Source organism: Methylophilus sp. 13 (assembly GCF_015354335.1).
GTDB classification, from domain to species: domain Bacteria; phylum Pseudomonadota; class Gammaproteobacteria; order Burkholderiales; family Methylophilaceae; genus Methylophilus; species Methylophilus glucosoxydans.
In genome coordinates, this window is sequence record NZ_JADKYR010000004.1 from 204,786 (window position 1) to 228,221 (window position 23,436).

The 23,436-nt window shown below is 53.1% G+C and carries 23 protein-coding genes; 11 read left to right on the forward strand and 12 right to left on the reverse strand.

Annotation, left to right across the window (positions count from 1 at the left end; genetic code table 11):
• Nucleotide 1: 1 nt before the first annotated feature.
• From INP77_RS12065 to INP77_RS12075, 3 genes are all read right to left on the reverse strand, one after another.
• Nucleotides 2–1,090, reverse strand: a complete 1,089-nt coding sequence (locus tag INP77_RS12065; protein ID WP_194749302.1) for an efflux RND transporter periplasmic adaptor subunit — start codon at nt 1,088–1,090, stop codon at nt 2–4.
• Nucleotides 1,087–2,379: a TolC family protein gene (locus INP77_RS12070; protein ID WP_194749303.1), complete on the reverse strand. Its 1,293-nt coding sequence runs from the start codon at nt 2,377–2,379 to the stop codon at nt 1,087–1,089. The genes INP77_RS12065 and INP77_RS12070 overlap by 4 nt, the downstream gene beginning before the upstream one ends.
• A 63-nt stretch (nt 2,380–2,442) precedes the next feature.
• On the reverse strand, nt 2,443–2,880 hold the full coding sequence (locus INP77_RS12075) for a hypothetical protein (protein ID WP_194749304.1): 438 nt from the start codon (nt 2,878–2,880) through the stop codon (nt 2,443–2,445).
• 171 nt (nt 2,881–3,051) lie between these two features.
• On the opposite strand from INP77_RS12075, the gene glyQ reads away from it, so the two are divergent.
• Genes glyQ through INP77_RS12100 form a run of 5 tightly spaced genes read left to right on the forward strand, consistent with a single transcriptional unit; the run spans nt 3,052 to nt 8,103 of the window.
• On the forward strand, nt 3,052–3,996 hold the full coding sequence (gene glyQ / locus INP77_RS12080; protein WP_194749305.1) for a glycine--tRNA ligase subunit alpha: 945 nt from the start codon (nt 3,052–3,054) through the stop codon (nt 3,994–3,996).
• Complete coding sequence (glyS, locus tag INP77_RS12085) at nt 3,993–6,116, forward strand: glycine--tRNA ligase subunit beta (RefSeq protein WP_194749306.1); 2,124 nt, start codon at nt 3,993–3,995, stop codon at nt 6,114–6,116. The genes glyQ and glyS overlap by 4 nt, the downstream gene beginning before the upstream one ends.
• Nucleotides 6,117–6,137: 21 nt before the next feature.
• Nucleotides 6,138–6,680: a D-glycero-beta-D-manno-heptose 1,7-bisphosphate 7-phosphatase gene (gene gmhB, locus INP77_RS12090; protein ID WP_194749307.1), complete on the forward strand. Its 543-nt coding sequence runs from the start codon at nt 6,138–6,140 to the stop codon at nt 6,678–6,680.
• Nucleotides 6,680–7,393: a 1-acyl-sn-glycerol-3-phosphate acyltransferase gene (locus tag INP77_RS12095; RefSeq protein ID WP_194749308.1), complete on the forward strand. Its 714-nt coding sequence runs from the start codon at nt 6,680–6,682 to the stop codon at nt 7,391–7,393. The genes gmhB and INP77_RS12095 overlap by 1 nt, the downstream gene beginning before the upstream one ends.
• Nucleotides 7,390–8,103 carry a SprT family zinc-dependent metalloprotease gene (locus INP77_RS12100; RefSeq protein WP_194749309.1) on the forward strand — a complete coding sequence of 238 codons (714 nt, stop codon included), beginning with the start codon at nt 7,390–7,392 and terminating at the stop codon, nt 8,101–8,103. The genes INP77_RS12095 and INP77_RS12100 overlap by 4 nt, the downstream gene beginning before the upstream one ends.
• A 3-nt stretch (nt 8,104–8,106) precedes the next feature.
• On the opposite strand, the gene INP77_RS12105 is transcribed toward INP77_RS12100, so the two are convergent.
• The 4 genes from INP77_RS12105 to INP77_RS12120 form a co-directional block, all read right to left on the reverse strand.
• Nucleotides 8,107–9,015, reverse strand: a complete 909-nt coding sequence (locus INP77_RS12105; protein WP_194749310.1) for a DMT family transporter — start codon at nt 9,013–9,015, stop codon at nt 8,107–8,109.
• 179 nt (nt 9,016–9,194) lie between these two features.
• Nucleotides 9,195–10,601, reverse strand: a complete 1,407-nt coding sequence (locus INP77_RS12110; RefSeq protein WP_194749311.1) for an efflux transporter outer membrane subunit — start codon at nt 10,599–10,601, stop codon at nt 9,195–9,197.
• Between the two features lie 27 nt (nt 10,602–10,628).
• Nucleotides 10,629–13,724, reverse strand: coding sequence for an efflux RND transporter permease subunit (locus INP77_RS12115; RefSeq protein ID WP_194749312.1), 3,096 nt, complete (start codon nt 13,722–13,724; stop codon nt 10,629–10,631).
• A gap of 9 nt (nt 13,725–13,733) precedes the next feature.
• Nucleotides 13,734–14,909 carry an efflux RND transporter periplasmic adaptor subunit gene (locus INP77_RS12120; RefSeq protein WP_228518909.1) on the reverse strand — a complete coding sequence of 392 codons (1,176 nt, stop codon included), beginning with the start codon at nt 14,907–14,909 and terminating at the stop codon, nt 13,734–13,736.
• 147 nt (nt 14,910–15,056) lie between these two features.
• Here INP77_RS12120 and INP77_RS12125 point away from each other — a divergent pair, with 147 nt between their 5' ends.
• Nucleotides 15,057–15,683: a TetR/AcrR family transcriptional regulator gene (locus tag INP77_RS12125; RefSeq protein ID WP_194749313.1), complete on the forward strand. Its 627-nt coding sequence runs from the start codon at nt 15,057–15,059 to the stop codon at nt 15,681–15,683.
• 170 nt (nt 15,684–15,853) lie between these two features.
• On the opposite strand, the gene INP77_RS12130 is transcribed toward INP77_RS12125, so the two are convergent.
• The 4 genes from INP77_RS12130 to INP77_RS12145 form a co-directional block, all read right to left on the reverse strand.
• Nucleotides 15,854–16,081, reverse strand: coding sequence for a bacterioferritin-associated ferredoxin (locus INP77_RS12130; protein WP_194749314.1), 228 nt, complete (start codon nt 16,079–16,081; stop codon nt 15,854–15,856).
• A 135-nt stretch (nt 16,082–16,216) separates the two neighbouring features.
• Nucleotides 16,217–16,693, reverse strand: coding sequence for a bacterioferritin (bfr, locus tag INP77_RS12135; protein WP_194749315.1), 477 nt, complete (start codon nt 16,691–16,693; stop codon nt 16,217–16,219).
• 12 nt (nt 16,694–16,705) lie between these two features.
• Nucleotides 16,706–17,194 carry a bacterioferritin gene (gene bfr, locus INP77_RS12140; RefSeq protein WP_194749316.1) on the reverse strand — a complete coding sequence of 163 codons (489 nt, stop codon included), beginning with the start codon at nt 17,192–17,194 and terminating at the stop codon, nt 16,706–16,708.
• A 164-nt stretch (nt 17,195–17,358) separates the two neighbouring features.
• A complete protein-coding gene (locus INP77_RS12145) occupies nt 17,359–17,949 on the reverse strand; it encodes an SCO family protein (protein WP_194749317.1) in 591 nt (196 codons plus the stop codon).
• A gap of 112 nt (nt 17,950–18,061) precedes the next feature.
• On the opposite strand from INP77_RS12145, the gene INP77_RS12150 reads away from it, so the two are divergent.
• Both INP77_RS12150 and INP77_RS12155 read left to right on the forward strand, forming a co-directional pair.
• The gene (locus INP77_RS12150) at nt 18,062–18,997 is read left to right on the forward strand and encodes a branched-chain amino acid transaminase (protein WP_194749318.1); all 936 of its coding nucleotides are present in this window, start codon (nt 18,062–18,064) and stop codon (nt 18,995–18,997) included.
• A gap of 31 nt (nt 18,998–19,028) precedes the next feature.
• Entirely contained in the window at nt 19,029–19,217 is a 189-nt protein-coding gene (locus INP77_RS12155; RefSeq protein ID WP_194749319.1) for a zinc-finger domain-containing protein, read from the forward strand.
• Nucleotides 19,218–20,163: 946 nt separating this feature from the next.
• Here the strand turns inward: INP77_RS12155 and murI are convergent.
• Nucleotides 20,164–20,946 carry a glutamate racemase gene (gene murI / locus INP77_RS12160; protein WP_194749320.1) on the reverse strand — a complete coding sequence of 261 codons (783 nt, stop codon included), beginning with the start codon at nt 20,944–20,946 and terminating at the stop codon, nt 20,164–20,166.
• Nucleotides 20,947–21,008: 62 nt separating this feature from the next.
• Here murI and INP77_RS12165 point away from each other — a divergent pair, with 62 nt between their 5' ends.
• Genes INP77_RS12165 through folK form a run of 3 tightly spaced genes read left to right on the forward strand, consistent with a single transcriptional unit; the run spans nt 21,009 to nt 23,434 of the window.
• Nucleotides 21,009–21,560: a cob(I)yrinic acid a,c-diamide adenosyltransferase gene (locus INP77_RS12165; RefSeq protein ID WP_194749321.1), complete on the forward strand. Its 552-nt coding sequence runs from the start codon at nt 21,009–21,011 to the stop codon at nt 21,558–21,560.
• Between the two features lie 33 nt (nt 21,561–21,593).
• Nucleotides 21,594–22,940 carry a polynucleotide adenylyltransferase PcnB gene (gene pcnB, locus INP77_RS12170; RefSeq protein ID WP_194749322.1) on the forward strand — a complete coding sequence of 449 codons (1,347 nt, stop codon included), beginning with the start codon at nt 21,594–21,596 and terminating at the stop codon, nt 22,938–22,940.
• Nucleotides 22,940–23,434, forward strand: a complete 495-nt coding sequence (gene folK / locus INP77_RS12175) for a 2-amino-4-hydroxy-6-hydroxymethyldihydropteridine diphosphokinase (RefSeq protein WP_194749323.1) — start codon at nt 22,940–22,942, stop codon at nt 23,432–23,434. The genes pcnB and folK overlap by 1 nt, the downstream gene beginning before the upstream one ends.
• The last annotated feature ends 2 nt before the right edge of the window (nt 23,435–23,436 follow it).

A 23,436-nucleotide genomic window follows, 5' to 3' on the forward strand; every position in this document is an offset into this window, starting at 1 on the left:
CTTATTCTCCCCCCATGCCCAGCCAATAACCTTTTAAGGCGGCTACGCCATGCGTGGCGATACGCTCATTGCCGGATAAATCGGCTTTGATAATGAGCTGTTGGTCTTCTTCCAGCAGAATGTTGACGGGCATGACGGTCACGCCGTTGGCTTGTTGCACAAAAATCAGCGCCTGTTCGCCCTGGCGGGCCACCGCCGTTCTCGGGACGGCAAAACTGTGTTGTGTCGTATGCTCAACCAGCGCCACATCTACGATTTGCCCGATAGACAGTTGCTCGGCGCCTTCGCTAATCACGGCACGGACTTGCGTGGTTTGGTTGTTTTTGTTGAGCTTGCGCAACACGGTTTCAACTTTGGCGCTCAGCCCCAACTTGGGCAATTTGACGGCTGTGCCAGGCGTCAGTGTGCTGGCCTGAGTCATCGGCAGCTGCATCATCAGCCATAACGGCTTGGGATTCATGATCGTGAAAATCGGCATGGCCATGTCCACGCGAGCGCCTACGGATTGTTGCTGATCCATGATTTGGCCGCTGATAGGCGCAATAATGACCATGCCGTTTTGCATGCTGCGTTTTTGCGCCAGCTGATGGATTTGCGTTTCGCTCAGGCCAGACAGCTTGAGGGTTTGTTGCCGCTCATGCATGAGCGCCTGGCTGGTTTCATAGGCGCTTTGGGTTTCCTGCATCCGGCGCTGGGCAATAATGCCGTCCTTGAACAATTCCTGGTCACGTTTGAGAGCTTGCTCATGCAGTCTGGCCTGGGTTTCTGCTTGCAGATAATTGCTTTGCAAGGCGATCAGGTCCGGGCTGCTGAGCTGGCCGATGACCTGGCCTTGTTTCACACTATCGCCGACACTGACATTCAGTTTGGTAATCAGGCCGGCTTGTGGCGCGGTGACCACGCGTGTTTGCGTGGGCGGCAAGACGACTTCTGCGGGATAGCTGGCAGAAAGACCGGTTTGCTGGGCTTTCAACGGCCCCCATTGCACCTGCATTTGCTGCAGTTGTGAGGCGGTCAGTGGCAAGCGTGTGGCCGCCAGCGTGTTCAAGGACAGGCAAGCCGCGAGCGTGAATAACAGTATTTTTTTCATGGGAGGACTCCTACGGCCTGATTGTATTTGGCGATATTCCATTGCACTTGAAGTTGCTGGCTGCTCAAACTGCGTTCAGCTTCAAAAGCCAGCAGTTGCAGGCGTAATAATTGGTTGAGGTCAAGCTCGCCCAGCCGATAAGCTTTGCGTGCCAGCGCAAAATTTTCACTGGCGATGGCTTGTTGTTGCTCGATGACGGCGAGCTCCTGGCGGCTGACATGCAGGTTGTGCTCAGCCTCGTGCAGGCTGTTTTCGAGCTGGCGGCGCAGGGTTTCCAGTTGCATGCGGGCATCGCCTATATTTTGTTCTGCATTGGCAATCAGGGGCGCACGCTGCACTTCGCTTTGCAGCGGGATGTTGACGTAAAGCCCCATGCTGCTATTGAACTTGCTATCAAACCCTCCTTGCATAGTGCGCGTGTTCACCGTGAGCGTCGGGTTTTGTCGCTGCTCTATCATGGTCAGGTCACGCTGCCCTTCTGCCAGCTTGACTTTTGCCTGGGCTGCCAGCCAAAACGGGGATTCTGTATAGCCTTCACGGCTGGAGAGGGATTCTTCGAGACGGGCTGGCATTTCATTCAGGCCGGTCAACTGCTGGTAGCGGAATTGCGCATGCATGAGTTCTGCCTGTGCCGTGATCCACAAGCGCTCAGCCTGCAAGGTTTCCTGGCTGGTTTGCATCACCTCGAGTCTGGCCACTTCTCCCGCCCGAAAGCGTTTTTGCACATCCTCGGCAATGCTGCGCAAGGTGTCGCGTCTGCTTTCTGCCAGACGCAACTCATTACGGCGCATGGCAATCTCCCAAACCGCATTGCGCAACAAGTCTGCCGCCAGCTGTTGCAGGCTGGCCTGGTCCTGTGACAGGCTGTTATCAGCCAAACTGGCCACCTGGCTACGCGCTTCGCGTTGCCCCGGTAGCCAGATCGGAATTTGCATTTGTGCTTGCCATTCGCGCTCATCGCGATCACTCAGCCAGGCATCGTTTTGATGAGAGAAACCCACGCTAGGTGCCAGGGGCAACCAGCTTTTTGCCATGATTTTGCGTGCGTTGACCATTTGCTGATGCGCGGCCAGCAAGGCTTGTTGCGGGTGAGTGGCCACCACCTGCTGCAAAACCTCGTGCAGTGACAGGCGTGCATTGAGCGCCACGGTATCTTCGTGCTCGGTAGGATGCTGGGCGACACTGGCGGGCAATTTCTCGGCCAGCGCTGGTTGCGCAAGCCAGACGCCGCAGGCGGCAAGCCAGGCGATCAGCAGGGAGCGGTTGACTCCCCTAACTAAATGAAACATAGAGACTCCTGAATAAAACAGGCAAACGGATGGCTAATGCCAACCGGTGCTACGCGTATTTATTCAGGCGTAAGGCGGTGCGCGTGGGGCGTGGCAGGCGAGAGTGAGATTGGACGGAGCGCGTTCCTGACGGTGTCGCTCAAAAGGTTTTTCAGATCGTTGCAGCGCGATTGCCAGCAACAGTAGTGCGGGCAAAATGGCGGCGGGCAGCCAAAAGCTGGCATAGGCATCTATCAGTGATGACAGCGGATTGCTTTCGCTGATGGCTTGGCCTAAGCCGATGATTTGACCGTGCGATTTGTTGGAGTGTACATGCCAGTGAAAAGGGTGCTTGGAAGCTTCGGCCTGAGTATGCAGGGCGGGGATATCCACCATGTGCATGTGCGGACCGTCATCCGCCGCGGTATCGCCAGCAGCATGGGCGTGCATGAGTGGCGCGACGGTTTGCAGCAAGGCAAACCATAACGTCAACAACAATACCCATGTGCGATAAGTGCTCATCTTCTCAATCTAACAAAATTCAGTGAATGCCACAATCGCAAAAAGCCGTAAAAAAAGCATTCAACTCTTCAAATGGGGCTGCCAGGTAGCTGGACATGGCCTGAATGCAATTTCTTTACCCGGGCTGAATCAGGTAAAATATTGGTTTTACATTTATCTGGATCAGGCGTCATGGTACTGACCTTTCAACAAATTATTTTAAAGCTTCAGGAATACTGGGACAAACAAGGCTGCACTTTGTTGCAACCTTACGATATGGAAGTGGGCGCTGGTACCAGCCACACCGCAACTTTTTTGCGCGCCCTGGGCCCTGAGCCCTGGAAAGCCGCCTATGTGCAGCCTAGCCGCCGCCCCAAAGATGGTCGCTATGGCGAAAACCCAAATCGTTTGCAGCATTACTACCAATTTCAGGTGGTACTGAAGCCCGCCCCTGCCAATATCCTGGAGCTCTACCTCGGCTCACTTGAGGCACTGGGGTTTAATCTGAAAGAAAACGATATCCGTTTTGTCGAAGATGACTGGGAAAACCCGACGCTGGGCGCCTGGGGTCTGGGCTGGGAAGTCTGGCTCAACGGCATGGAAGTGACGCAATTCACCTATTTTCAGCAAGTAGGCGGTATTAACTGCAAACCGATCACCGGTGAAATTACTTACGGGCTGGAGCGTTTGGCCATGTACCTGCAAGGCGTTGAAAACGTCTATGACCTGGAATACTCACCTGGGGTGAAATACGGTGATGTGTTCCACCAGAATGAAGTGGAGCAATCGACCTATAACTTTGAGCATTCCGATGCTGATTTCCTGTTCACCGCTTTTAATGCGCATGAGAAGCAGGCCAAGCACCTGATGGAAGTCAAACTCGCCTTGCCTGCCTATGAACAGGTGCTCAAAGCCGCACATACTTTTAACCTGCTGGATGCCCGCGGTGCCATTTCCGTCACCGAGCGCGCGGCTTATATTGGCCGTATCCGCAACCTGGCGCGTGCCGTGGCCGCCAGCTATCTCGATAGTCGCGCCCGTCTGGGCTTCCCCATGGCGCCTAAAGCCTGGGCAGATGAAGTGATTGCCAAACTGGCCAGTGAACAAGCCGAACAAAACAAGAAAGCCGCCGCATGAGTACCCGCAATCTGTTAGTTGAATTATTTGTAGAAGAGCTGCCGCCGAAAGCGCTTAGAAAACTGGGCGAATCCTTTGGCAAGGAAATCTTTGAGTATCTGCAAAAAGCAGATTTTTTAGTAGATGCAGATTCTATATTGACTGTTTATGCTTCTCCAAGAAGACTAGCTGCACATATCACAAATGTTTTAAGTATCTCTCCTGAGAAAATGCAAAAGGATAAGCTGGTTCCAGCTTCTGTAGGTTTAGACAGTAATGGTAAGCCTACTCAAGCTTTGATTAAAAAGCTCATATCTACATGTGGATACACGCAGGATACAGATTTCGAGCAAATACTGAGCGAACGCATCACAACAGAAAATGATGGCAAAAATGATGTGCTTTTTCACTCGCAGATTGCCGCAGGAAGTCCTTTGCAAAGTGCGCTTGATTCCGCAATACATGAATCATTGAGGCGTTTGCCTATCCCCAAAGTCATGACATACCAGATCAACGATGGCTGGGAAAGCGTCAATTTTGTGCGCCCAGCGCATGGGTTGGTGGCATTGCATGGCAGCGAAATCGTGCCTGTTTCCACCTTGGGGTTGACGGCAGGCAACACCACGCAAGGGCACCGCTTTGAAGCGAAAAATCCGGTGGTGACGCTCACGTCTGCCGACACCTATGCGCAACAACTGGCGGATGAAGGGGCGGTGATTGCGAGTTTTGATGCGCGCCGTGCAGAGATTGTGCAGCAATTGCAAGCCGCTGCTCAAAAGCAAGGCTTGACGCCGATTGACGATGACGACCTGCTGGATGAGGTCACTGCCCTGGTGGAGCGTCCGAATGTATTGCTGGGCCAGTTTGAAGAAGCGTTTTTGGCGGTGCCGCAAGAGTGCCTGATCCTGACCATGAAGGCCAACCAGAAATACTTCCCGCTGCTGGATGCCAATGGCAAGCTGACAAATAAATTTTTAATTGTGTCCAATATTAACCCGGCCGATCCAAGCAAGGTGATTGGCGGTAATGAGCGCGTGGTGCGTCCGCGTCTGGCCGATGCCAAGTTCTTCTTTGACCAGGACCGCAAAAAGACGCTGGAAAGCCGTCTGGCGGGCTTGGCGAGAGTGGTTTACCACAACAAGCTCGGCTCGCAAGGCGAGCGCAATGAGCGCGTGGTGGCGATTGCCACCGCCATTGCGCAACACATCGGCGGTGACGGCTTTGTCGCCAAAGTGGCACAAGCCGCGCGCTTGTCCAAGGCTGACCTGCTGACCGATATGGTCGGCGAGTTCCCTGAATTGCAAGGCATTATGGGCCGCTACTACGCCCAGCATGAAGGCTTGGCCGATGACGTGGCGTATGCGATAGAAGACCACTACCGCCCACGCTTTGCCGGTGATGAGTTACCACGCAGCCAGGTAGGTGTGGTGGTGGCCTTGGCCGATAAGCTGGAAACCCTGGTTGGGCTATTCAGCATTGGTGAGAAGCCCACTGGCGATAAAGACCCGTTTGCTTTGCGCCGTCAGGCCCTGGGCATTTTGCGTATGCTGATGGAAACCGATTTGCCGTTGGCCTTTGATCAGTTAATCGCACAAACGCTGAGCGTCTTTCATGGGGATGCCGAGGTGGCAGAAGCCATCCAGGCTTTCTGCTTTGATCGTCTGGCGGTAAACCTGCGTGACCAGGGTGCGACTGCGCAAGAGGTGGATGCGGTATTGTCCTTGTCACCTAACCAGTTGGCAGAAGTGCCGCGCCGGTTAAGTGCCGTGCAAGCATTTGCCAATTTGGCAGAAGCGCCTGCGCTGGCGGCTGCCAATAAGCGTGTGTCGAATATCCTTAAGAAAGTTGAAGGGGACGTTAAGGCCGAAGTGAACGACAGTTTGTTGCAAGAGGCGGCTGAAAAAGCCTTGTATCAGGCCCTGGCTGACACCAAGCCTAAAGCAGATCAGCTGTTTGAAGCAGGCGATTACACCGCTTCGTTACAGGCACTGGCCGTGCTTAAGGCTCCGGTGGATACCTTCTTTGATGAGGTCATGGTGAATGCCGAGGACCCTGCTTTGAAAGCCAATCGTCTGGGACTGCTGGCGACCTTGCATCAGGCCATGAACCGTGTGGCTGATTTGTCCAAGTTGGCCAGCTAAACAGCCGTCAGGAGTGTAGCCATGAAACTCGTCATTCTTGATCGTGACGGCGTGATTAACCGCGACAGCGCGACCTTTATCAAAAATCCTAACGAATGGATTCCGATTCCGGGGAGCCTGGAGGCGATTGCGCTGCTCAACCAGCATGGCTACCGGGTGGCGGTGGCGACGAATCAGTCGGGCATCGCGCGCGGCTATTTTGATATGGCCACGCTCAATGCCATTCACGACAAAATGCACAAAGCCTTGGCGCAAGTTGGTGGCCGTATTGACGCCGTCTTTTATTGCCCACATGCGGCCGATGCACATTGTGACTGCCGCAAGCCCAAGACCGGCATGCTGGAAGAAATCAGCCGCCGTTTTAATGTTGAGCTGACCAAAGTGCCAGGCGTGGGCGATGCCTTGCGAGATTTGCAGGCCTTCGCCAAAGCCGGTTGCCAGCCTTACCTGGTGCGCACCGGCAAGGGCGAGGAAACCTATAACTTGTCCGAGGTGCCTGCGAACACGATTGTGGTGGCTGATTTGGCCGCTGCGGTACAGCACATCATTGCTGGGGATAAGTAATGCAAACCGTGCTGCTGTATGTGCGGGCCTGGCTGTTTTATCTTGGCCTGTTTGTGCTGACCATTCCATTTTCATTGTTGGCAATCCTGCTGATTCCGCTGCCCGCGGTGACGCGGTCACGCTGGGTCAGTGGTTGGGCGCATGCGGTGATGTGGTGGCTGAAGGTCACCTGCAATCTGCGTTATGAAGTCAGTGGCCGCGAGCATATCCCGGCCACGCCCAGTATTATTCTGGCAAAACATCAATCTGCCTGGGAGACCATTGCCCTGCAAACCATTTTGCCGCCGCAAGTGTGGGTGCTCAAAAGAGAGTTGCTGATGATCCCGTTTTTTGGCTGGGGTTTGTGGGCGGTGGGCTCGATTCCGATTGACCGCAGCAGTGGCCGCGAAGCGCTGAAGAAATTAGTGAATCACGGCAAAGACCGGCTCAAGCGTGGCTTGTGGGTGGTGATTTTTCCGGAAGGCACACGCACCGCCCCCGGTGCCCGCGCCAAGTATCATATTGGTGGCGCCTGGTTGGCGAGTCATACGCAAACCGCAGTGTTGCCGGTGGCGCACAATGCAGGCCGCTACTGGCGTAAAAACTCCATCCTTAAATATCCAGGCGTGATTCAGGTGGTGATCGGCCCAGTCATCGCCACCAACGGCCTCAAGCCGGATGCACTGAATCAGCAAGTCGAAACATGGATTGAAACGGAGATGCAGCAGTTGTGATCACGCAGCAGTTGCAACTGCCAAATGGGCAAACGATTGCTTACCAGCTGGATCTGCGGGCACGTAGAACCATAGGCCTTAAAATCACGGCCGAGGGCTTGGTGGTCCATGCGCCCAAGCGCATTTCTGCCTCGCAATTGCAGCAAGTTTTGCAGGAAAAATCTAGCTGGATACAGCAAAAGCTGGCCCTGCGTGAGGCTAATCAGGTGGCCCCCATGCAATGGCTGGATGGTGAGCCACTGTTGTTTATGGGCCAGGATATTGTGCTGACCCTGATTGCGCATCCCACCAGTAAGGCAGTCACGCTAGAGGGGGACAAGCTGCTGGTCCGTTCACCTTATATCAACAATCCCGATTGGGTCGCGCGCAAAGTGCTGCAATGGTATGCGCAGCAGGCTTTGCCTGATTTTAAACGCCGCGTGGCCTTAATTGCCGCCCAGATGGGCGAGCAGGTGAGCGGTGTCGGACTTTCCAATGCCAAGTCACGCTGGGGTAGTTGCAATAGTCGCAAGCAGATTCGCCTGAACTGGCGCTTGATCCAGGCGCCGCCACATATCATTCAATATGTGGTTTGCCATGAAATGGCGCATCTGAAAGAAATGAATCATTCAGCCAGGTTTTATGCGGTGCAGGCCAGTTTGTTTCCGCAATACGAACATGCCGAGAAAGCGTTAAAGGCCCTATCTCCTATCTTGCATCGCATGGCTTGATTTTTAATGCACCTTGCCGGTGTTCGCCAGCCCAATACCACAAAAAATTGTCAGCATGCCTGCCAGTTGGTAGCCATGAAAGGGTTCGCTCAATAATGCGCTGGAGAGTAAGGAGCCAAAAATCGGCATGGCATGAATAAACACGCTGGCGCGCACCGAGCCGACCAATGTGACAGCCTTGGCATAAGCCAGGAAAGCAATCACCGAAGGAAAAATCCCAATATAAAGCAGTGACCAGACTGTTTGTACATGGTCTATCGTTGTCACGGCGGTCTGCTTCTCCCAAATATAGAGCGGTAACAATAAAATCAGCGCAATCAGAACCTGGCATAACATGAGTCCGGTGCGGTCAATAAACGCTGGAATCTGTTTCAGCCACAAGGTAAACAACGCCCAGCAGATCATGGCGACAAAAATAATCATATCGCCAGGAGCAAATGCCAGCGATCGCAGCACTTGTATATCGCCATGCGAGACGACCGTCAGGACGCCGATCAATGAAATCAGCAGCCCGAGCAATTGACGGGTCGATAAGCGTTGCTGATAAAACAACCCGCCAAAGATTGCGACTAGAAAGGGAATAAACGAATTCAGGATAATGCCGTTGGTTGCGCTGGTGCCATGCAAGCCCCAGTACACCAGCAGATTAAATGCAAGTACGCCCGTCATTGCGGTCCCTAGCACATGCCAGCGGTAATTTAGGTAGTGGACGCGGTCACGCAAAAACGGTTTGATCGCAAAAGGGAGCAAGCATAAAAACGCCAGGCCCCAGCGGATCAGGGATAAAGCAACGGGCGGCACCTCATGGCTGACGGCGCGGCCTGCGATAAAGTTACCTGCCCAAAGCAGGGGCGGGAGAAGTAACAGCCCCAGTGTATACGGGGTAAGAGTGGCGTGCGATGTGTCTGTCATCTGGGGATTGCATACGATGATTACCTGTTTGCTGACATGGTATGCTGCCCCAGCCTCTCTGGCTAGGGGCAATGTTGGATGATTGTGTGCCTGAGTGACTAAAAGGGTCCGTGAGGCGAGTGATCAGGCCGCTGGCGGGTCAGGGGTTGATCGCCAGCGTTTCCTTTGTGCTCCGAATGTCAGAATGCGCCGCCCCCCAGGACTTTATATAAGGTCACCTGATTGGAGACTTCCGACAGCCTGACGCTGATAAGCGTCTGTTGCGCAGCGTAGTAGCTACGTTGTGCATCCAGTACTGTCAGGTAACTATCCAGGCCTTTCTCGAATCTGGCGCGAGATAGTACAAAGCTTCTTTGCGTGGCATTCACCTGCGCCGTTTGCGCCGACAATTGTTCTTCCAGCGTGGCACGTAATGCCAGCGCGTCAGAGACCTCTTTGAACGCGGTTTGAATCGCTTTTTCATATTGCGCCACGCTAATCTCCCGGCTGACTTCGGCAACCTTCAGGTTGGCCTTGTTTAACCCACCATTGAAGATGGGCAGCACGATTTGCGGTGCAAAACTCCAGACATGGTTATTGCCGCTAAACAGGCTCCCCAACTCCGGGCTGGCCAAACCGGCGGATGCCGTCAATGAAATGGTCGGAAAGAAGGCTGCTCTGGCCGCACCAATATTGGCGTTATTGGCCTGCAGCGTGCGCTCTGCTTCCAGCACGTCCGGCCTGTTCTGCAAGACCGTAGAGGGAAGGCCATCAGGCAGGCTGGCGGTTTGCGAGACGGCCTGCAAGTTGTTCACCTGTTCAAGATTGATATTCGGAGGCTCACCCACCAGTAGTGCCAGCGCGTTTCTATCCTGGTCTACCTGGGTCATATATTTGGCGACATTGACTCGGGCAGTCTCCACGCTGGTTTCCACTTGCCGCAGCGTCAGCTCATTGATACTGCCCAAGGCCAGTTGCCGTTTACTCAAGTCGAAAGTCGCCTGTTGGGTGCGCAAGGTTTCCCGTGCCAGCGCCAGGCTTTCACTATCTGCGGCCAATGTCAGGTAGGCGTTCGCCACCTCAGACACCAGGCTGATCTGGGCGCTTCTCTTGGCCTCTTCTGTTGACAGGTATTGATACACGGCCTGATCGCGCAGGCTGCTGATGCGCCCGAAAAAGTCCATCTCATAGGAAGAGAATCCCAGGTTTGCCGAGTACTGGTGGCTGTTAAATGTCATGGGTCCGGTCGGCAAGTTCAGCATCATCCGTTGATTGGTCCCGCTGACCGTGCCATTTACCTTGGGAAACAGGGCCGCCCGCTGGATCTGATATTGGGCACGTGCCTTTTCGATATTGAGCGAGGCGACCCTTAAGTCACGGTTGTTTTCCAGCGCCTGCCGGATTAACTTTTTCAATTCGTTGTCGGTAAAAAACTGCTCCCAGCCCAATTCAGCCGAGAGTGTGTCTCCCGTCAGTTTTGCTTGGCCTGACGATGGCTGCCATTGTGCAGGAATCGGTGCGGTAGGCCTTTCATAGTTGGGTTGCATGTTGATGCAGCCTGCCAGCATCAAGCTGGCAATCACAATGGGATAGCGTGATTTATTCATGTTGGTTATTCCTTTTAATGAGCGACCTTAGCCTTTGAATACCCTGCGTACCGCCACGAAAAACAGCGGTACAAACAGGATGGCGAGTACGGTGGCTGTGAGCATGCCGCCAATCACGCCTGTGCCCAGCGCATTTTGGGCGCCAGAGCCTGCGCCAGTCGAAATGGCAAGCGGCAGCACGCCAAGGATGAAGGCCAGCGATGTCATGATAATTGGCCGGAAGCGCAACCTTAACGCCTCTAATGTGGCCTCTGTCATCTCTTTGCCTTGCTCCATTTTTTCCTTCGCAAACTCTACAATCAGGATGGCATTCTTGGCAGACAGGCCTATGGTCAACAGCAAGCCAACCTGGAAATACACATCGTTTGAGAGTCCGCGCATGGACGCTGCAATCAAGGCGCCGACGACCCCCAGCGGCACCACCAGCATGACTGCAAATGGAATGGACCAACTCTCATACAATGCGGCGAGGCATAAAAACACAATCAGCAGGGATAAAGCATACAGCGCGGGGGCTTGTGAACCCGTCATGCGCTCCTGGTATGACAATCCTGTCCACTCGTAGCTGATGCCGGGAGGCAGGGTTGCCGCCAATGACTCCATGATGGCCATCGCCTCGCCGGTACTATGCCCGGGTGCCGGGGCGCCCAGAATTTCTACCGAGGATTGACCGTTATAGCGTTCCAGCTTGGGTGACCCATAAGCCCAGTGTGCGCTGGCGAATGAAGAAAATGGCACCATTTCACCGCTGGCATTTTTCACATACCACTGATCAAAATCCTTGGGTTCCATCCGTGCTGAAGTGGCCCCTTGCAGGTACACGCGCTTGACCCGGCCGCGGTCCATAAAGTCATTGACGTAAGTGCTCCCCCAGGCGGTGGAAAGCACTGAGTTGATATCCGCGAGGGAAATGCCCAGGGCACTGGCTTTGGCTTGATCAATATCCAGCTTGTATTCTGGTGAGTCTTCCTGCCCGTTTGGCCGCACCCCGACCAATGACCGATTCGCCGAGGCCATCCCCAGCAGCTGGTTGCGTGCCTGCATGAGGGCCTCATGCCCAAGGCCTGCCCGGTCTTGCAACTGGAGGTCAAAGCCCGAGGCATTCCCTAACTCGACCACGGCTGGCGGGCCGAATGCAAAGACCATGGCTTCGTTAATGGTTGAGAATTTACCCATGGCTTTTCCGATCACCGCTGATATTTTCAGGTCAGGTCGTTTACGTTCTGACCAGTCTTTCAAGCTGACAAAGGCGAGCCCATTGTTCTGGCCACTCCCCGCAAAGCTGAAGCCAGACACCGTGAACACGGATGCAACGGCCTCTTTTTGTTCGGCCAGGAAATGATGCTCTACCTTGTTTAGGACTGCCCGGGTGCGCTCTGTTGTTGCCCCGGCAGGCAAGATCACTTGCGTAAACAGGATACCCTGGTCTTCATCAGGCAAGAAAGCCTGTGGCAAACGGACAAATAATAGCGCCATCACGACAACAATCAGTGCATAAATCAGTCCGTAGCGGCCAAGACGATGCAACATACGGGCAACCACGGATTGACTGCCCTGGGTGGTACGTTCCACCCCTCGATTAAATACCTTAAAAGCACCCGTCAACGGGTTGTGTGTCTTGGTGTGTGGTTTCAGTAAGGTGGCGCATAGGGCAGGCGTCAGAATCAGGGCTACCAGCACTGAGAGCACCATGGCCGATACGATTGTGATCGAGAATTGCCGGTAAATGACGCCGGTAGAGCCGCCGAAAAATGCCATGGGGACGAATACCGCCGAGAGCACAAGGGCGATGCCGATCAAGGCTCCACTAATTTGCGTCATGGAACGACTGGTGGCTTCCTTGGCAGACAGTCCCTCTTCGTGCATCACCCGTTCGACGTTCTCTACCACCACAATGGCATCGTCTACCAGCAGGCCAATCGCCAGTACCATGGCAAACATGGTCAGCGTATTGATCGAGTATCCGGTGGCGGACAACACGGCAAATGTCCCCAGCAGGACCACAGGCACGGCAATGGTCGGGATGAGTGTGGCACGGATATTTTGCAGGAAAAGATACATCACCAGAAATACCAAGATGATGGCTTCTACCAGCGTTTTGATGACTTCCTCGATGGAGACTTTGACAAAGGGGGTCGTGTCATACGGCATCACCGCCTTCATGCCCGCCGGGAAAAACTGTTCCAGCTCAAGCAGTTTAGCCTTGACGGCTTGAGCCGTTTCCAGCGCATTGGCGCCGGTTGCCAGCTTGATTGCCAGCCCTGTTGCCGGTTTGCCGTTATATTGAGCGACAACCTCATAGCTTTCGCCACCGAGTTCGATCTGGGCGACATCCTGCAATCTGACCGCAGCCCCATTGGCGGTGCTTTTTAATAAAATCTGCCCAAACTGCTCGGGTGTTTGCAAACGACTTTGCGCCGTCACCGTGGCATTTAATTCTTGCCCCTTTTTGGCAGGCATGCCACCGATTTGTCCTGCTGACACCTGGGCGTTCTGTGCTGTGATCGCCGCGCTGATTTCGGCAGGCGTCAGCCCAAAATTGTGCAGCTTGGCCGGATCCAGCCATATGCGCATGGCATATTTGGTCCCAAAAACCTGCGTATCGCCTACGCCATTCACCCGGCTGATAATGTCCTGGACATTCGACCCGACATAGTCCCCCAGATCGATGCTCGACATGCTGTTGTCTTCTGAGATAAACGCAGCCACCATGAGGAAGTTATTGGAAGCTTTGGCGACCTGCACGCCTTGTTTTTGCACATCCTGCGGCAGCAGCGGGGTAGCCAGCGCGAGCTTGTTCTGGACCTGTACCTGTGCAATATCCGGGTCGGTTCCCGCGTCAAAGGTCAGTGTAATGGTGACGCTGCCTGAAGCGTCGCTGGTCGACGACATATAGGTCAGGTGGTCTATCCCTTTCATTTTTTGCTCGATCACCTGCGTGACGCTGTCTTCCACCGCTTTGGCCGAGGCGCCCGGGTAAGTGGTCGTGATGGAGATCGCAGGCGGTGCAATCATCGGGTATTGCGCAATCGGTAATGACCGGATCGCGAGTATGCCTGCCAGCATGATCACGATCGCAATCACCCAGGCAAAAATAGGGCGGTCAATAAAAAATTTAGACATGATGACTCCCTATATTGGCTTGGTTGTGCGGCTTTTGTCGGTCGACACAATTTTTACCGGCATTCCAGGCCGTATTTTTTGCAGCCCATTCACTACCAGCCTGTCGCCTGCATTCAGGCCCTGGCGTACCACCCATTGGCCATCCAGCGTCTTGTCCGCCTGAATATTCCTGAGTTGCACCTTGCTATCCTTGTCCAGCACATACACGACAGGGTCCCCTTTGGCGTCGCGACTCACGCTACGTTGTGGCACCAGGATGGCGGTTTCTGCAACGCCTTGTTCCAGGACTGCGCGCACATACATGCCCGGTAAGAGTACGCCTTTGGGGTTGGGGAATATGGCCCGCAGCGACACGGTGCCTGTCGACTGGCTCACGGTAATGTCTGCAAATGCCAGCTTGCCAGTCAGTGCATAGGTACTGCCATCCTCAAGGACGAGTTTCACTTCGGCCTGGTTTTCTCCTGCCTTCTTGAGGCGGCCACTCTCCCAGTCATGGCGCAGCCGCAACAGATCAGCGCTAGACTGGGTCACATCGACATAAATGGGATCAAGCTGCTGGATATTGGTCAGCATGGTTTCCTGGTTCGCAATCACCAGGGCGCCCGGTGTAATGTTCGATTTCGCCACCCGTCCAGAAATCGGCGCCAGCACGCTGGTATATGCCAGGTTGATTTTTGCTATTTGCAATGCGGCCTTCGCCAAATCTACCTCTGCCTGCGCCTGATCCAGCGCTGATTGCGCATCCTCTAAATCCTGCTTGCTCACGGCTTGTATGCTCGCCAGCTCGTGATAACGCTCAGCCTTGCTTTTTGCAGCCACAAGATTCGCCTGGGCTTTATTCAGGCTTGCCTGCGCACTGTCTAATGAAGCCTTGTATGTGGAAGGGTCAATTTGGTACAGCTGTTGGCCCGCCTTGACATCTGTCCCTTCGGTGAACAGGCGTTTTTGCAAAATACCACTGACCTGCGGCCGGATCTCCGAAACCAGAAAGGGGGAAGTGCGCCCAGGTAACTCGGTTTTCAGGTTAACCGATTGTGGCTGGAGGTTGATGACTTCCACTTCTGCTGGCGGAGGGGCTGCCGGTGCAGGGGCAGCGCCCTGATGGCAACTGGTAAGTAATTCACATAAAGCGAGCAATACCGGAAATGCCGTCGCCAAACGCATGGTCTGTAATGTTGGTTTCATAGGATTCTCCTTTTAAGTACCGCCATGAAAATTGGTTTTTTTCAGGTTGCCTTAAATTAGATTGAGTATTCATTCTAGATTGAATGATCATTCTAATATAGAATACTAAAAAAGCAACTTTTATTTTTAATGATGACAGGAGAAGTCATGTCCCTCTCGAACATACAGAACAGCCGTGCGGACCTCCGGCGCAACCAGGTGCTGACGGCCGCGACTGAGTGCTTTAGAAACCAGGGCTTTCATGGCACCAGCATGTCCCAGATATCCAAAGCCTCGGGCATGAGTGTTGGGCACATCTATCATTACTTTGAGAATAAAGAGGCCATTATTGAGGCGATCGTGGAAAAAGATTTGCTCAAAATACTCAATGTTGCTAACCGCGTTGAGCAAAACCGGGGCGACGGTGATATCTTTGATGCCCTGATTGCTGACGTTGAAACGACTGCGATGGATACTTTCTATGATCCAGATGCGCCCTTATTGCTGGAGGTGATTGCCGAGGCCGCACGCAATCCCAAAATTGCCAATATCATCCGCCGCGCAGAAGCCACGGCCATGGAAAGTATCAAAAGTTATTTTCGTAAAGGAATGATGCAACGGCAAATGAACATCTCAGAAGAGGCGCTAGATACCGCTTGTAATTTGATAGCTTCTTTGTTTGAAGGCTTTACTATCCGGTTAATCAGGAATCCTGACCTTTCACTGAAACGTACTATCCCGATGTTAGGCAGGACGATTCGGTATGTTCTGGAGCACGAGTTAAATGCCAGCTAACAAGTAGGATGGTTAAAAGTAACTGTGTTTTTAGAGATTAGACAAGCGCTGAGAGTTGCTTTTGGCTCACTTGCGCGCGCGGAGAAGATCGTGATTGGCAAGAGTGATGTTTGCCAAAAGCGGGCAATAAAAAAGGGGCTGATAGCCCCTTTTTTTGAAACTGTATGTAATCAGGCGGCGCCTAATTGTACAGGTGTTAACTGGATCAGTTTTTTAACCAGGCCCGGATGCTGTTCTGCATGCGCCTCTTTCAGGCAGGCTTTGGCACAGCTGGCACATTTGCCGCATTCTGCCCCTACGCCCAGTTGATCTTTCAAATGCTTGACGGTTTTTGCGCCATTCTTCACTGCTTGATGAATCTGTCGCTCTGTCACTGCATTACACACGCAAACGTACATATTGCCTCTAATTAAGTTCACTAATGATAATTATTATCATTTAATGTGACTTTGTCAAGCGGCATATGGTTCCTTGCAGCCATAAAAAAAGCCGCTTTCGCGGCTTAATTCAATGATTCACTGGCATGTATCCAGCTAATCAGACTCAATCTGTGATTGCAGGTAGTTCGGCAGGGTCACGTCTTCGATCAGGCTTTGCTGGGTTTCCAGCCAGTCTATGGCTTCTTCACACGCTTCAAGCAACTCGGTCAACAAGTCGCGTGTGACGTAATCTTGCAGTTTCTCGGCTTCGGCAATCGCCTCTACCAGTTGCGGGCGCTGCACTTCTTTTTCAAAGCTCAGGTCGCCCTGCAGACATTCCACCACCTCTTCGCCTATGAGTAACTTGCCCAGATTTTGCAGGTTAGGCAGGCCATCCAGAAAAAGAATGCGTTCAATCACCTCGTCCGCTTCTTTCATGACGCGGATGGATTGTTTGTACTGGTAGTCATTCAGTCGCTCGAGCCCCCATTTTTTGAACATGCGCGCATGCAAAAAATATTGGTTGATCGACGTCAGTTGGTTTTTAAGCACCTTGTTCAAGGTGGTAATGATTTGTTTATCGCCTTGCATGCGTGATACTCCTTATGCGGCAGAAGGGCTGCTGCCCATTTGGCTCTGGCAGTAGTTTTCGATACCCACCAGTTTGATCAGATTTAGCTGTTTTTCCAGCCAGTAGGCGTGGTCCATTTCGGTATCTTCGAGTTGCACCAGCAACATTTCGCGGGTGACGTAATCTTGCGCTTGTTCACAGGCTTCCATGGCCTTTTTCAGGTGTTTGACCACGGTGTATTCCAACGCCAGGTCAGACTCCAGCATGGATTTCACATCCTTGCCAATATTCAGTGATTCACGCTTGGCCAGATTGGGTTTGCCTTCGAGGAACAGAATGCGCTGTATCAAGGCACGTGCATGTTCGCGTTCGTGCAGCGATTCATGCAGGCTATGCTCTGCCAGGCTGCCCAGGCCCATATCGGCATACATTTCACCGTGAATCAGGTATTGATCGGTGGCGGACAACTCGCCTGCCAGCAAGTCGTTCAGTATCTCTATGATTTTTTTGTCGCCCTTCATGACGGCTCCTTGCACGTTTCAGATGCTAGCCATCATACAGTAAAAATAAATTGATGCAATTGAAATTTTTATGTAACTATTTGATTTTAAATGATATTTTAAATAGAAACATAAATGACAATCGTTCTTGATGCGCTTGGGGTGAATCATTCCAGTCAGCGAGGCTATAACAGCAACGAGAGGTCATGCGCAATATTCTCTGGCTTCTCGCCATAGCCCTCGTAAATACGCGGTGCGCCAGTCTTATCAAACACATACAAGCCTGCGCTGTGGTCCATAGTGTATCCCGATTTGCCCGGCTCGCTGACTTTGGCGGCATACACCTTATATTCGCTCAAATTGGCCGCCACTTCAGCCGGGGTGCCGCGCAAGCCAATAAAGCGCGCATCAAAGCCGGGGACAAACTGCGCCAATACCGCTTGCGTGTCGCGCTCCGGGTCCACCGTCACAAACAGCACCTGTACATCGTTGGATTTTTCACCCAGTAATTGCATCGTCTTTTTCAGGTCGGTCATGGTAGTGGGGCAAACATCCGGGCAATGCGTGTAACCAAAAAACATCACCACGACCTTGCCTTTAAAGTCGCTCATATGACGCAATTTGCCCGTGTGATCGGTGAGAGACAGCGGCTGCCCAAACTGGGTACCAGTCAGGTCGGTGCCAATAAAGCGGGCAGAGGGCCCTTGCTGGCAAGCCACCAGCAGCATGCTCAATAGCGAGAACACCAGATAAAGCCACTTAAATCGCACAGGCATGCAAAAAATCCTTGTAAATCATCATTGAAATGGATTCTAGCATAGGCGAAAAGGGCGCAGATTAGTTTACAATACTGGTTTTTGATGACTGACGGATTAAAGGCGAGTTTAAATGGCAATACCGAGTTCGATGGCAGACCGTGACGGCGTTATCTGGTACGACGGCAAAATGGTCAACTGGCGTGACGCCACCACCCATGTATTAACCCACACCCTGCACTACGGTATGGGCGTGTTTGAAGGGGTGCGTGCCTACAAGACTGACAAGGGGACCGCGATTTTCCGCCTGAAAGAGCATACTGACCGTTTGTTCCGCAGTGCGCATATCCTCGGCATGAAAATGCCGTTTGATAAAGCGACCATCTCCGAAGCGCAAAGAGCTGCCGTGCGTGAGAATAATCTCGACTCTGGCTATCTGCGCCCAATGGCGTTTTATGGTGCAGAGGCCATGGGCATTTCTGCTAAAACCTTATCTACCCACGTCATTGTTGCCGCCTGGAGCTGGGGTGCTTACATGGGCGAAGAGGCGATTACCAAAGGCATTCGCGTAAAAACGTCTTCTTTTGCGCGTCACCACGTCAACATCACCATGTGTAAAGCCAAAGCCAACGGCAACTATATGAACAGCATTCTGGCACACCAGGAAGCGGCGCAGGATGGTTACCAGGAAGCGCTGTTGCTGGATGTGGACGGTTTCGTGGCTGAAGGTTCCGGTGAAAACATTTTCATCATCCGTAACGGCAAGCTGTACACGCCAGACCTGACCTCTGCGCTGGAAGGCATTACCCGTGACACCATCATTCACCTGGCCAAAGAAGAGCTGGGCCTGGAAGTGATTGAAAAACGCATTACGCGTGACGAAGTCTACAGCGCTGACGAAGCCTTCTTCACTGGCACCGCTGCTGAAGTGACGCCTATTCGTGAACTGGATAACCGCGCCATTGGCGAAGGCATCCGTGGCCCGATCACCGAGAAACTGCAAAGTATGTATTTCGATGTGGTTAAAGGGAAAAACGCCAAGTACGCTCACTGGCTGACCCTGGTTTAATGAATTGTTGCCTGTTTGCTGGAGAGTTTGAATGTCTGATGTCAAAGAGTTTGAAGTAGACGGCAAAGACTTGCCATTGCATTGCCCAACCAAAGAAGTTGCTTTGTGGGCATCACATCCAAGAGTGTTTCTGGATGTGGCGAAAACGGGGCAGGTGTCTTGCCCGTACTGCGGGACGAAATACCGATTGAAACCCGGCACACAGGTGCATCACCATTAAGTCAAAACCCACGCATCGCGTGGGTTTTTTGTTGGTGGGGTTGTTGCGTAGTTTAGAAGTTTTAGGAAAGTCATTTGGTATTTCTGCGACATTCCGCGGAGGCTGGAATCCAGGCGAGGCGAAGGGTTGGTTTGGCTGTAATAAAAGAGCAAACGTTGCATATGTTGGAAGTACAAATGGATATTTCTTTGGATAGTCATACTTCTATTTCGCCTGTAGGCGAGTTACTTTTCTTTGCTTGCCCAAAGATAAAGTAACCAAAAGAAAGTGCACCCCAGCTTCCGCTTGTTTCCTGTGTTGCTCGGTTTAGGACTTTCGTCCGTTGCTTTGCCGGACTTAGGCATAAGCGCTCGCAGAACTCATCCTAGCGGCCTGCACAAAACGCAGGCCACCGCGGGATTCGAACAGCCGCTCGCTTAATCTTATTTTGTCTGCGCTACTCGGCGCGGCAGATGGGGACCCCGAACACCATGCGAGCGCAACCGTCATTTGTTTCAACAAAAGAATTGGAGATTAAAACTGTCCAAACTTCAACGATGCAACTTTGGCGAGATAAATCCCATTCCATCACGCTGAGTAGCGGAGACAAAGTAAGAAACAAGGGAGCGACTGTCTGAGCTCCGCGGCAGCTTGCAGGGTGTGCAGGCTGCTAGGACGAGTTTCGTGACTGCTTACTTTGTTGATAACTAAGACTGTGAAGCAGTCTGTTACGGCGTAGGCTAACTCGCGTAGCGATGTTAAGCGCAGCGGCCGTAGCCAACAACGCAAGGGAGCCGCAAGGCAGTGATGGCTGGGTGTCGTCCTCTTTGGTTACTTTCTGGGGGACCAGCACCAGAAAGTGACTCGACGAGAGGCGAAAGAGTAGTCTGTGAATGCGACGAGTTGAAGAGTCTTTTAAGTGATAAATAAAAAATTACTTTTTTAGGATGTCCCTATTCGTAATCAGCTAAACCGAGTTGCTCCACAAGGCTTGCATTACTTGCTGAGTTTCTTCTGTTCCACTGGTCAAAAACACAAAATCCCCAGCTTCCATAGCTGCATTAAGTATCTGCTTTTGCTCCAGCACCTGATGTAGACGCTTGGCAACAGCTGCCCCGGTATCAATCAAGGTGACTTCGGGCCCCACAATCTCTTGAATCTGCTTTCTAACAAACGGGTAGTGTGTGCAGCCCAGCACTATGGTGTCTGCGCCTGCAACTATGAGCGGTCGGCAGTACTGTTGCAGAAGTGCCAGGGTTTGCGGGGTATCTAGCTGACCTTGTTCTATGCACTCTACCAGTCCCACGCAGGCTTGTGTCACGACTTGCACGCCTTGACCGTAATGCTCGAGCAGGGCGGCGAATTGTGCGCTTTTAAGCGTGCCAGTGGTGGCGAGCACGCCGATGATGCCGTTTTTGCTGGCCGCTGCCGCGGGTTTGACGGCGGGTTCCATGCCGATAATGGGTAGAGTGTAACGCTCGCGCATGGCGCTGATGGCCGCGGCAGTGGCGGTGTTACAGGCGACGACCAGTGCTTTTGCACCTTGGTCGATGAGGGTGTCGGCGATGGTAAAGCAGCGCTGCTGAATTTCTGTCGTCGTTTTGTTGCCATAAGGCGCATGCGCGCTGTCAGCAAAGTAGTAGAAATGCTCGTGTGGCAGTTGGCGGGTTAAGTGTTTGAGGACGGTGAGGCCGCCGACCCCGGAATCCATGACCCCGATTGGGGCGTTGACTGCAATCGCTGAGCACATCGAAATGGCACGGTATGATTTATAATGGCTGGATTATATCGGATTTTATACGGGTGACAGGGATGGCCAACCGGCTGAGCAAGATTTACACGCGTACCGGCGATAGCGGTACGACCGGGCTGGGCGACGGCACGCGCGTCGCAAAGTCTGATCTGCGCGTGGAAGCCATGGGTGACGTGGATGAGCTGAATGCGGTGTTAGGCATGTTGCTGGTTGAAACCTTGCCTGAGGATGTGCGTGACAGTCTGCTGGCGATACAGCATGACTTGTTCGATCTGGGCGGTGAATTGTGTATGCCAGGGCATACGTTTATGCAGGCTGGCCGTGTCGCGTTTTTGGAAATGACGCTGGATACCTGGAACGAAGCATTGACGCCGTTAAAAGAGTTTATATTACCTGGCGGCAGTCGGGCAGCCGCGGTGTGTCATTTGGCACGCACGGTGTGTCGGCGTGCCGAGCGGGTGTTGCATGCCTTGCATGCGCAAGCACCGGTGACGCCCGTGGCCTTGCAATACCTGAACCGTTTGTCCGATTTGCTGTTTGTCCTCTGTCGTACCTTAAACCGGCATGCGGGTGTGCCGGATGTCTTGTGGAATAACCAACATAAACTGTAGCGCGGCGCAGGCTGACGCTCGAATTGCAAAATAATGATTAAACAATTACTGCAGAAAGTATTCCGTCGGCGTGCCAGCGCGAATACACACACTCAATTGCCAGCGGCGCAAATCATCCAGGCGGGCAAGCACAAAATCAACCAGAAGCATATTAGTCAGGCGGCCCTCAAAACTTGCGACCAGCTGCAAAAGGCCGGGTTTCAGGCTTATATCGTCGGCGGCGCAGTGCGCGATTTGCTGCTAGATCATCCGCCCAAAGACTTTGATGTGGCAACCAATGCCACCCCTGAGCAGGTGCATAAGGTTTTCCGCCGTTCGCGTATTATTGGCCGCCGTTTCCGGCTGGTGCATGTGTTATGGGGGCATGAGACTATAGAGGTGTCTACCTTTCGCGGGCATCACCTGAGTGAGGGCGATGCTGAAACCAATGACAGTGGCCGTATCATTCGCGATAACGTGTTTGGCAGCATAGAAGAGGATGCGGTGCGCCGCGACTTCACCGCCAATGCTTTATATTACGACCCCAAGCGGCAGGAAGTGCTCGATTTTCATAATGGGGTGGCCGATATTCGTGCCAAAACCTTGCGTATCATCGGCGACCCGATCAAGCGTTATCAGGAGGACCCGGTGCGTATGTTGCGCGCCGTGCGCTTGTCAGCCAAACTGGGCTTGAAGTTGGAGCGAGATACCGAGACCCCGATTCGCAAGCTGGCCGATTTACTTGAAGACGTGCCGCCTAGCCGCTTGTTTGATGAAATGCTTAAGCTGTTCTTGTCCGGGCATGCCATTGAAAGCATCAATGCTTTGCGTGCGCAGCAGTTACATCACGGCTTGTTGCCGTTGCTGGATGTGATACTTGAGCAGCCCATGGGCGAGAAGTTTGTCATGCTGGCGCTTAAGAATACCGACGAGCGCATTTCGTCCGGCAAGTCATCCAACCCCAGCTTTTTGTTTGCAACCTTGTTGTGGCATGAAGTCTTGCTTGCCTGGCAAGAAAACCAGAAGCGTGGCGAACATATGATTCCTGCGCTGCATGAGGCGATGAACGAAGTCATCGACAAGCAAGCCGAGAAGATGGCGATTCATAATCGCTATACGACCACCATGAAAGAGATCTGGGCCATGCAGCCGCGCTTTGAACAGCGCTCGGGCAAGCGGCCATATGCCTTGCTCACGCATCCGCGTTATCGCGCCGGCTATGATTTTCTGCTATTGCGCTGTGCCTCTGGCGAGCTGCCGCAAGAACTCGGTGACTGGTGGACGCGTTTTGCCGATGCCGGGACAGAAGAGCGTACCGCTATGCTGCTACCGGAAAGCGGACCGAAAAAACGTAGACGCAAGCCACGCAAGAAAAAACCGGCGGGTGGAGACCTGGCCTGATGGCGATTGCCTTGATTGCCCTGGGCGGCAATTTGCAGCAGCCGGAGCGGCAGGTTAGCAAAGCCATTGAGGTGTTGGCGCATACGCCAGGCTTGGCGCTGCTGCAAGCTTCTAGCCTCTATGCCACCGCCCCTGTGGGGTATGATAACCAGCCAGACTTTATCAATGCCGTGGTGCAAATGGCGACCGAGATCGAGGCGCCACACCTCATGCAATTGCTGTTGGAGATAGAACAGCAGTTTGGCCGCGAGCGCCCTTTTCCCAATGCGCCACGTATTCTGGACCTGGATCTGCTCGATTATGACGGCATGCAGTTGGATACCCCGCTGCTCACCCTGCCGCATCCACGCATGCATATGCGCGGCTTTGTGGTGGTGCCGCTGGCTGAAATTGTGCCGGACTTTGTGCTGCCATCCGGGCAGAGTGTTGTAGAATGGTTGACAACAAACAAGCACGACGACGTGCGCAAACTGGATCCGAATTCAATCCGCTAGAC

Bases quoted from the DNA above. Each gene is read 5' to 3' on its own strand.
- INP77_RS12145 (WP_194749317.1), bottom strand. From the start codon at position 17,949: ATGCCTGTGCGATTTAAGTGGCTTTATCTGGTGTTCTCGCTATTGAGC.
- INP77_RS12125 (WP_194749313.1), top strand. From the start codon at position 15,057: ATGTCCCTCTCGAACATACAGAACAGCCGTGCGGACCTCCGGCGCAAC.
- glyS (WP_194749306.1), top strand. From the start codon at position 3,993: ATGAGTACCCGCAATCTGTTAGTTGAATTATTTGTAGAAGAGCTGCCG.
- INP77_RS12165 (WP_194749321.1), top strand. From the start codon at position 21,009: ATGGCCAACCGGCTGAGCAAGATTTACACGCGTACCGGCGATAGCGGT.
- INP77_RS12095 (WP_194749308.1), top strand. From the start codon at position 6,680: ATGCAAACCGTGCTGCTGTATGTGCGGGCCTGGCTGTTTTATCTTGGC.
- glyQ (WP_194749305.1), top strand. From the start codon at position 3,052: ATGGTACTGACCTTTCAACAAATTATTTTAAAGCTTCAGGAATACTGG.
- gmhB (WP_194749307.1), top strand. From the start codon at position 6,138: ATGAAACTCGTCATTCTTGATCGTGACGGCGTGATTAACCGCGACAGC.
- INP77_RS12070 (WP_194749303.1), bottom strand. From the start codon at position 2,379: ATGTTTCATTTAGTTAGGGGAGTCAACCGCTCCCTGCTGATCGCCTGG.
- INP77_RS12110 (WP_194749311.1), bottom strand. From the start codon at position 10,601: ATGAATAAATCACGCTATCCCATTGTGATTGCCAGCTTGATGCTGGCA.
- folK (WP_194749323.1), top strand. From the start codon at position 22,940: ATGGCGATTGCCTTGATTGCCCTGGGCGGCAATTTGCAGCAGCCGGAG.
- bfr (WP_194749316.1), bottom strand. From the start codon at position 17,194: ATGAAGGGCGACAAAAAAATCATAGAGATACTGAACGACTTGCTGGCA.
- INP77_RS12150 (WP_194749318.1), top strand. From the start codon at position 18,062: ATGGCAATACCGAGTTCGATGGCAGACCGTGACGGCGTTATCTGGTAC.
- INP77_RS12065 (WP_194749302.1), bottom strand. From the start codon at position 1,090: ATGAAAAAAATACTGTTATTCACGCTCGCGGCTTGCCTGTCCTTGAAC.
- INP77_RS12075 (WP_194749304.1), bottom strand. From the start codon at position 2,880: ATGAGCACTTATCGCACATGGGTATTGTTGTTGACGTTATGGTTTGCC.
- INP77_RS12130 (WP_194749314.1), bottom strand. From the start codon at position 16,081: ATGTACGTTTGCGTGTGTAATGCAGTGACAGAGCGACAGATTCATCAA.
- INP77_RS12105 (WP_194749310.1), bottom strand. From the start codon at position 9,015: ATGACAGACACATCGCACGCCACTCTTACCCCGTATACACTGGGGCTG.
- bfr (WP_194749315.1), bottom strand. From the start codon at position 16,693: ATGCAAGGCGATAAACAAATCATTACCACCTTGAACAAGGTGCTTAAA.
- INP77_RS12155 (WP_194749319.1), top strand. From the start codon at position 19,029: ATGTCTGATGTCAAAGAGTTTGAAGTAGACGGCAAAGACTTGCCATTG.
- murI (WP_194749320.1), bottom strand. From the start codon at position 20,946: ATGTGCTCAGCGATTGCAGTCAACGCCCCAATCGGGGTCATGGATTCC.
- INP77_RS12115 (WP_194749312.1), bottom strand. From the start codon at position 13,724: ATGTCTAAATTTTTTATTGACCGCCCTATTTTTGCCTGGGTGATTGCG.
- INP77_RS12120 (WP_228518909.1), bottom strand. From the start codon at position 14,909: ATGAAACCAACATTACAGACCATGCGTTTGGCGACGGCATTTCCGGTA.
- pcnB (WP_194749322.1), top strand. From the start codon at position 21,594: ATGATTAAACAATTACTGCAGAAAGTATTCCGTCGGCGTGCCAGCGCG.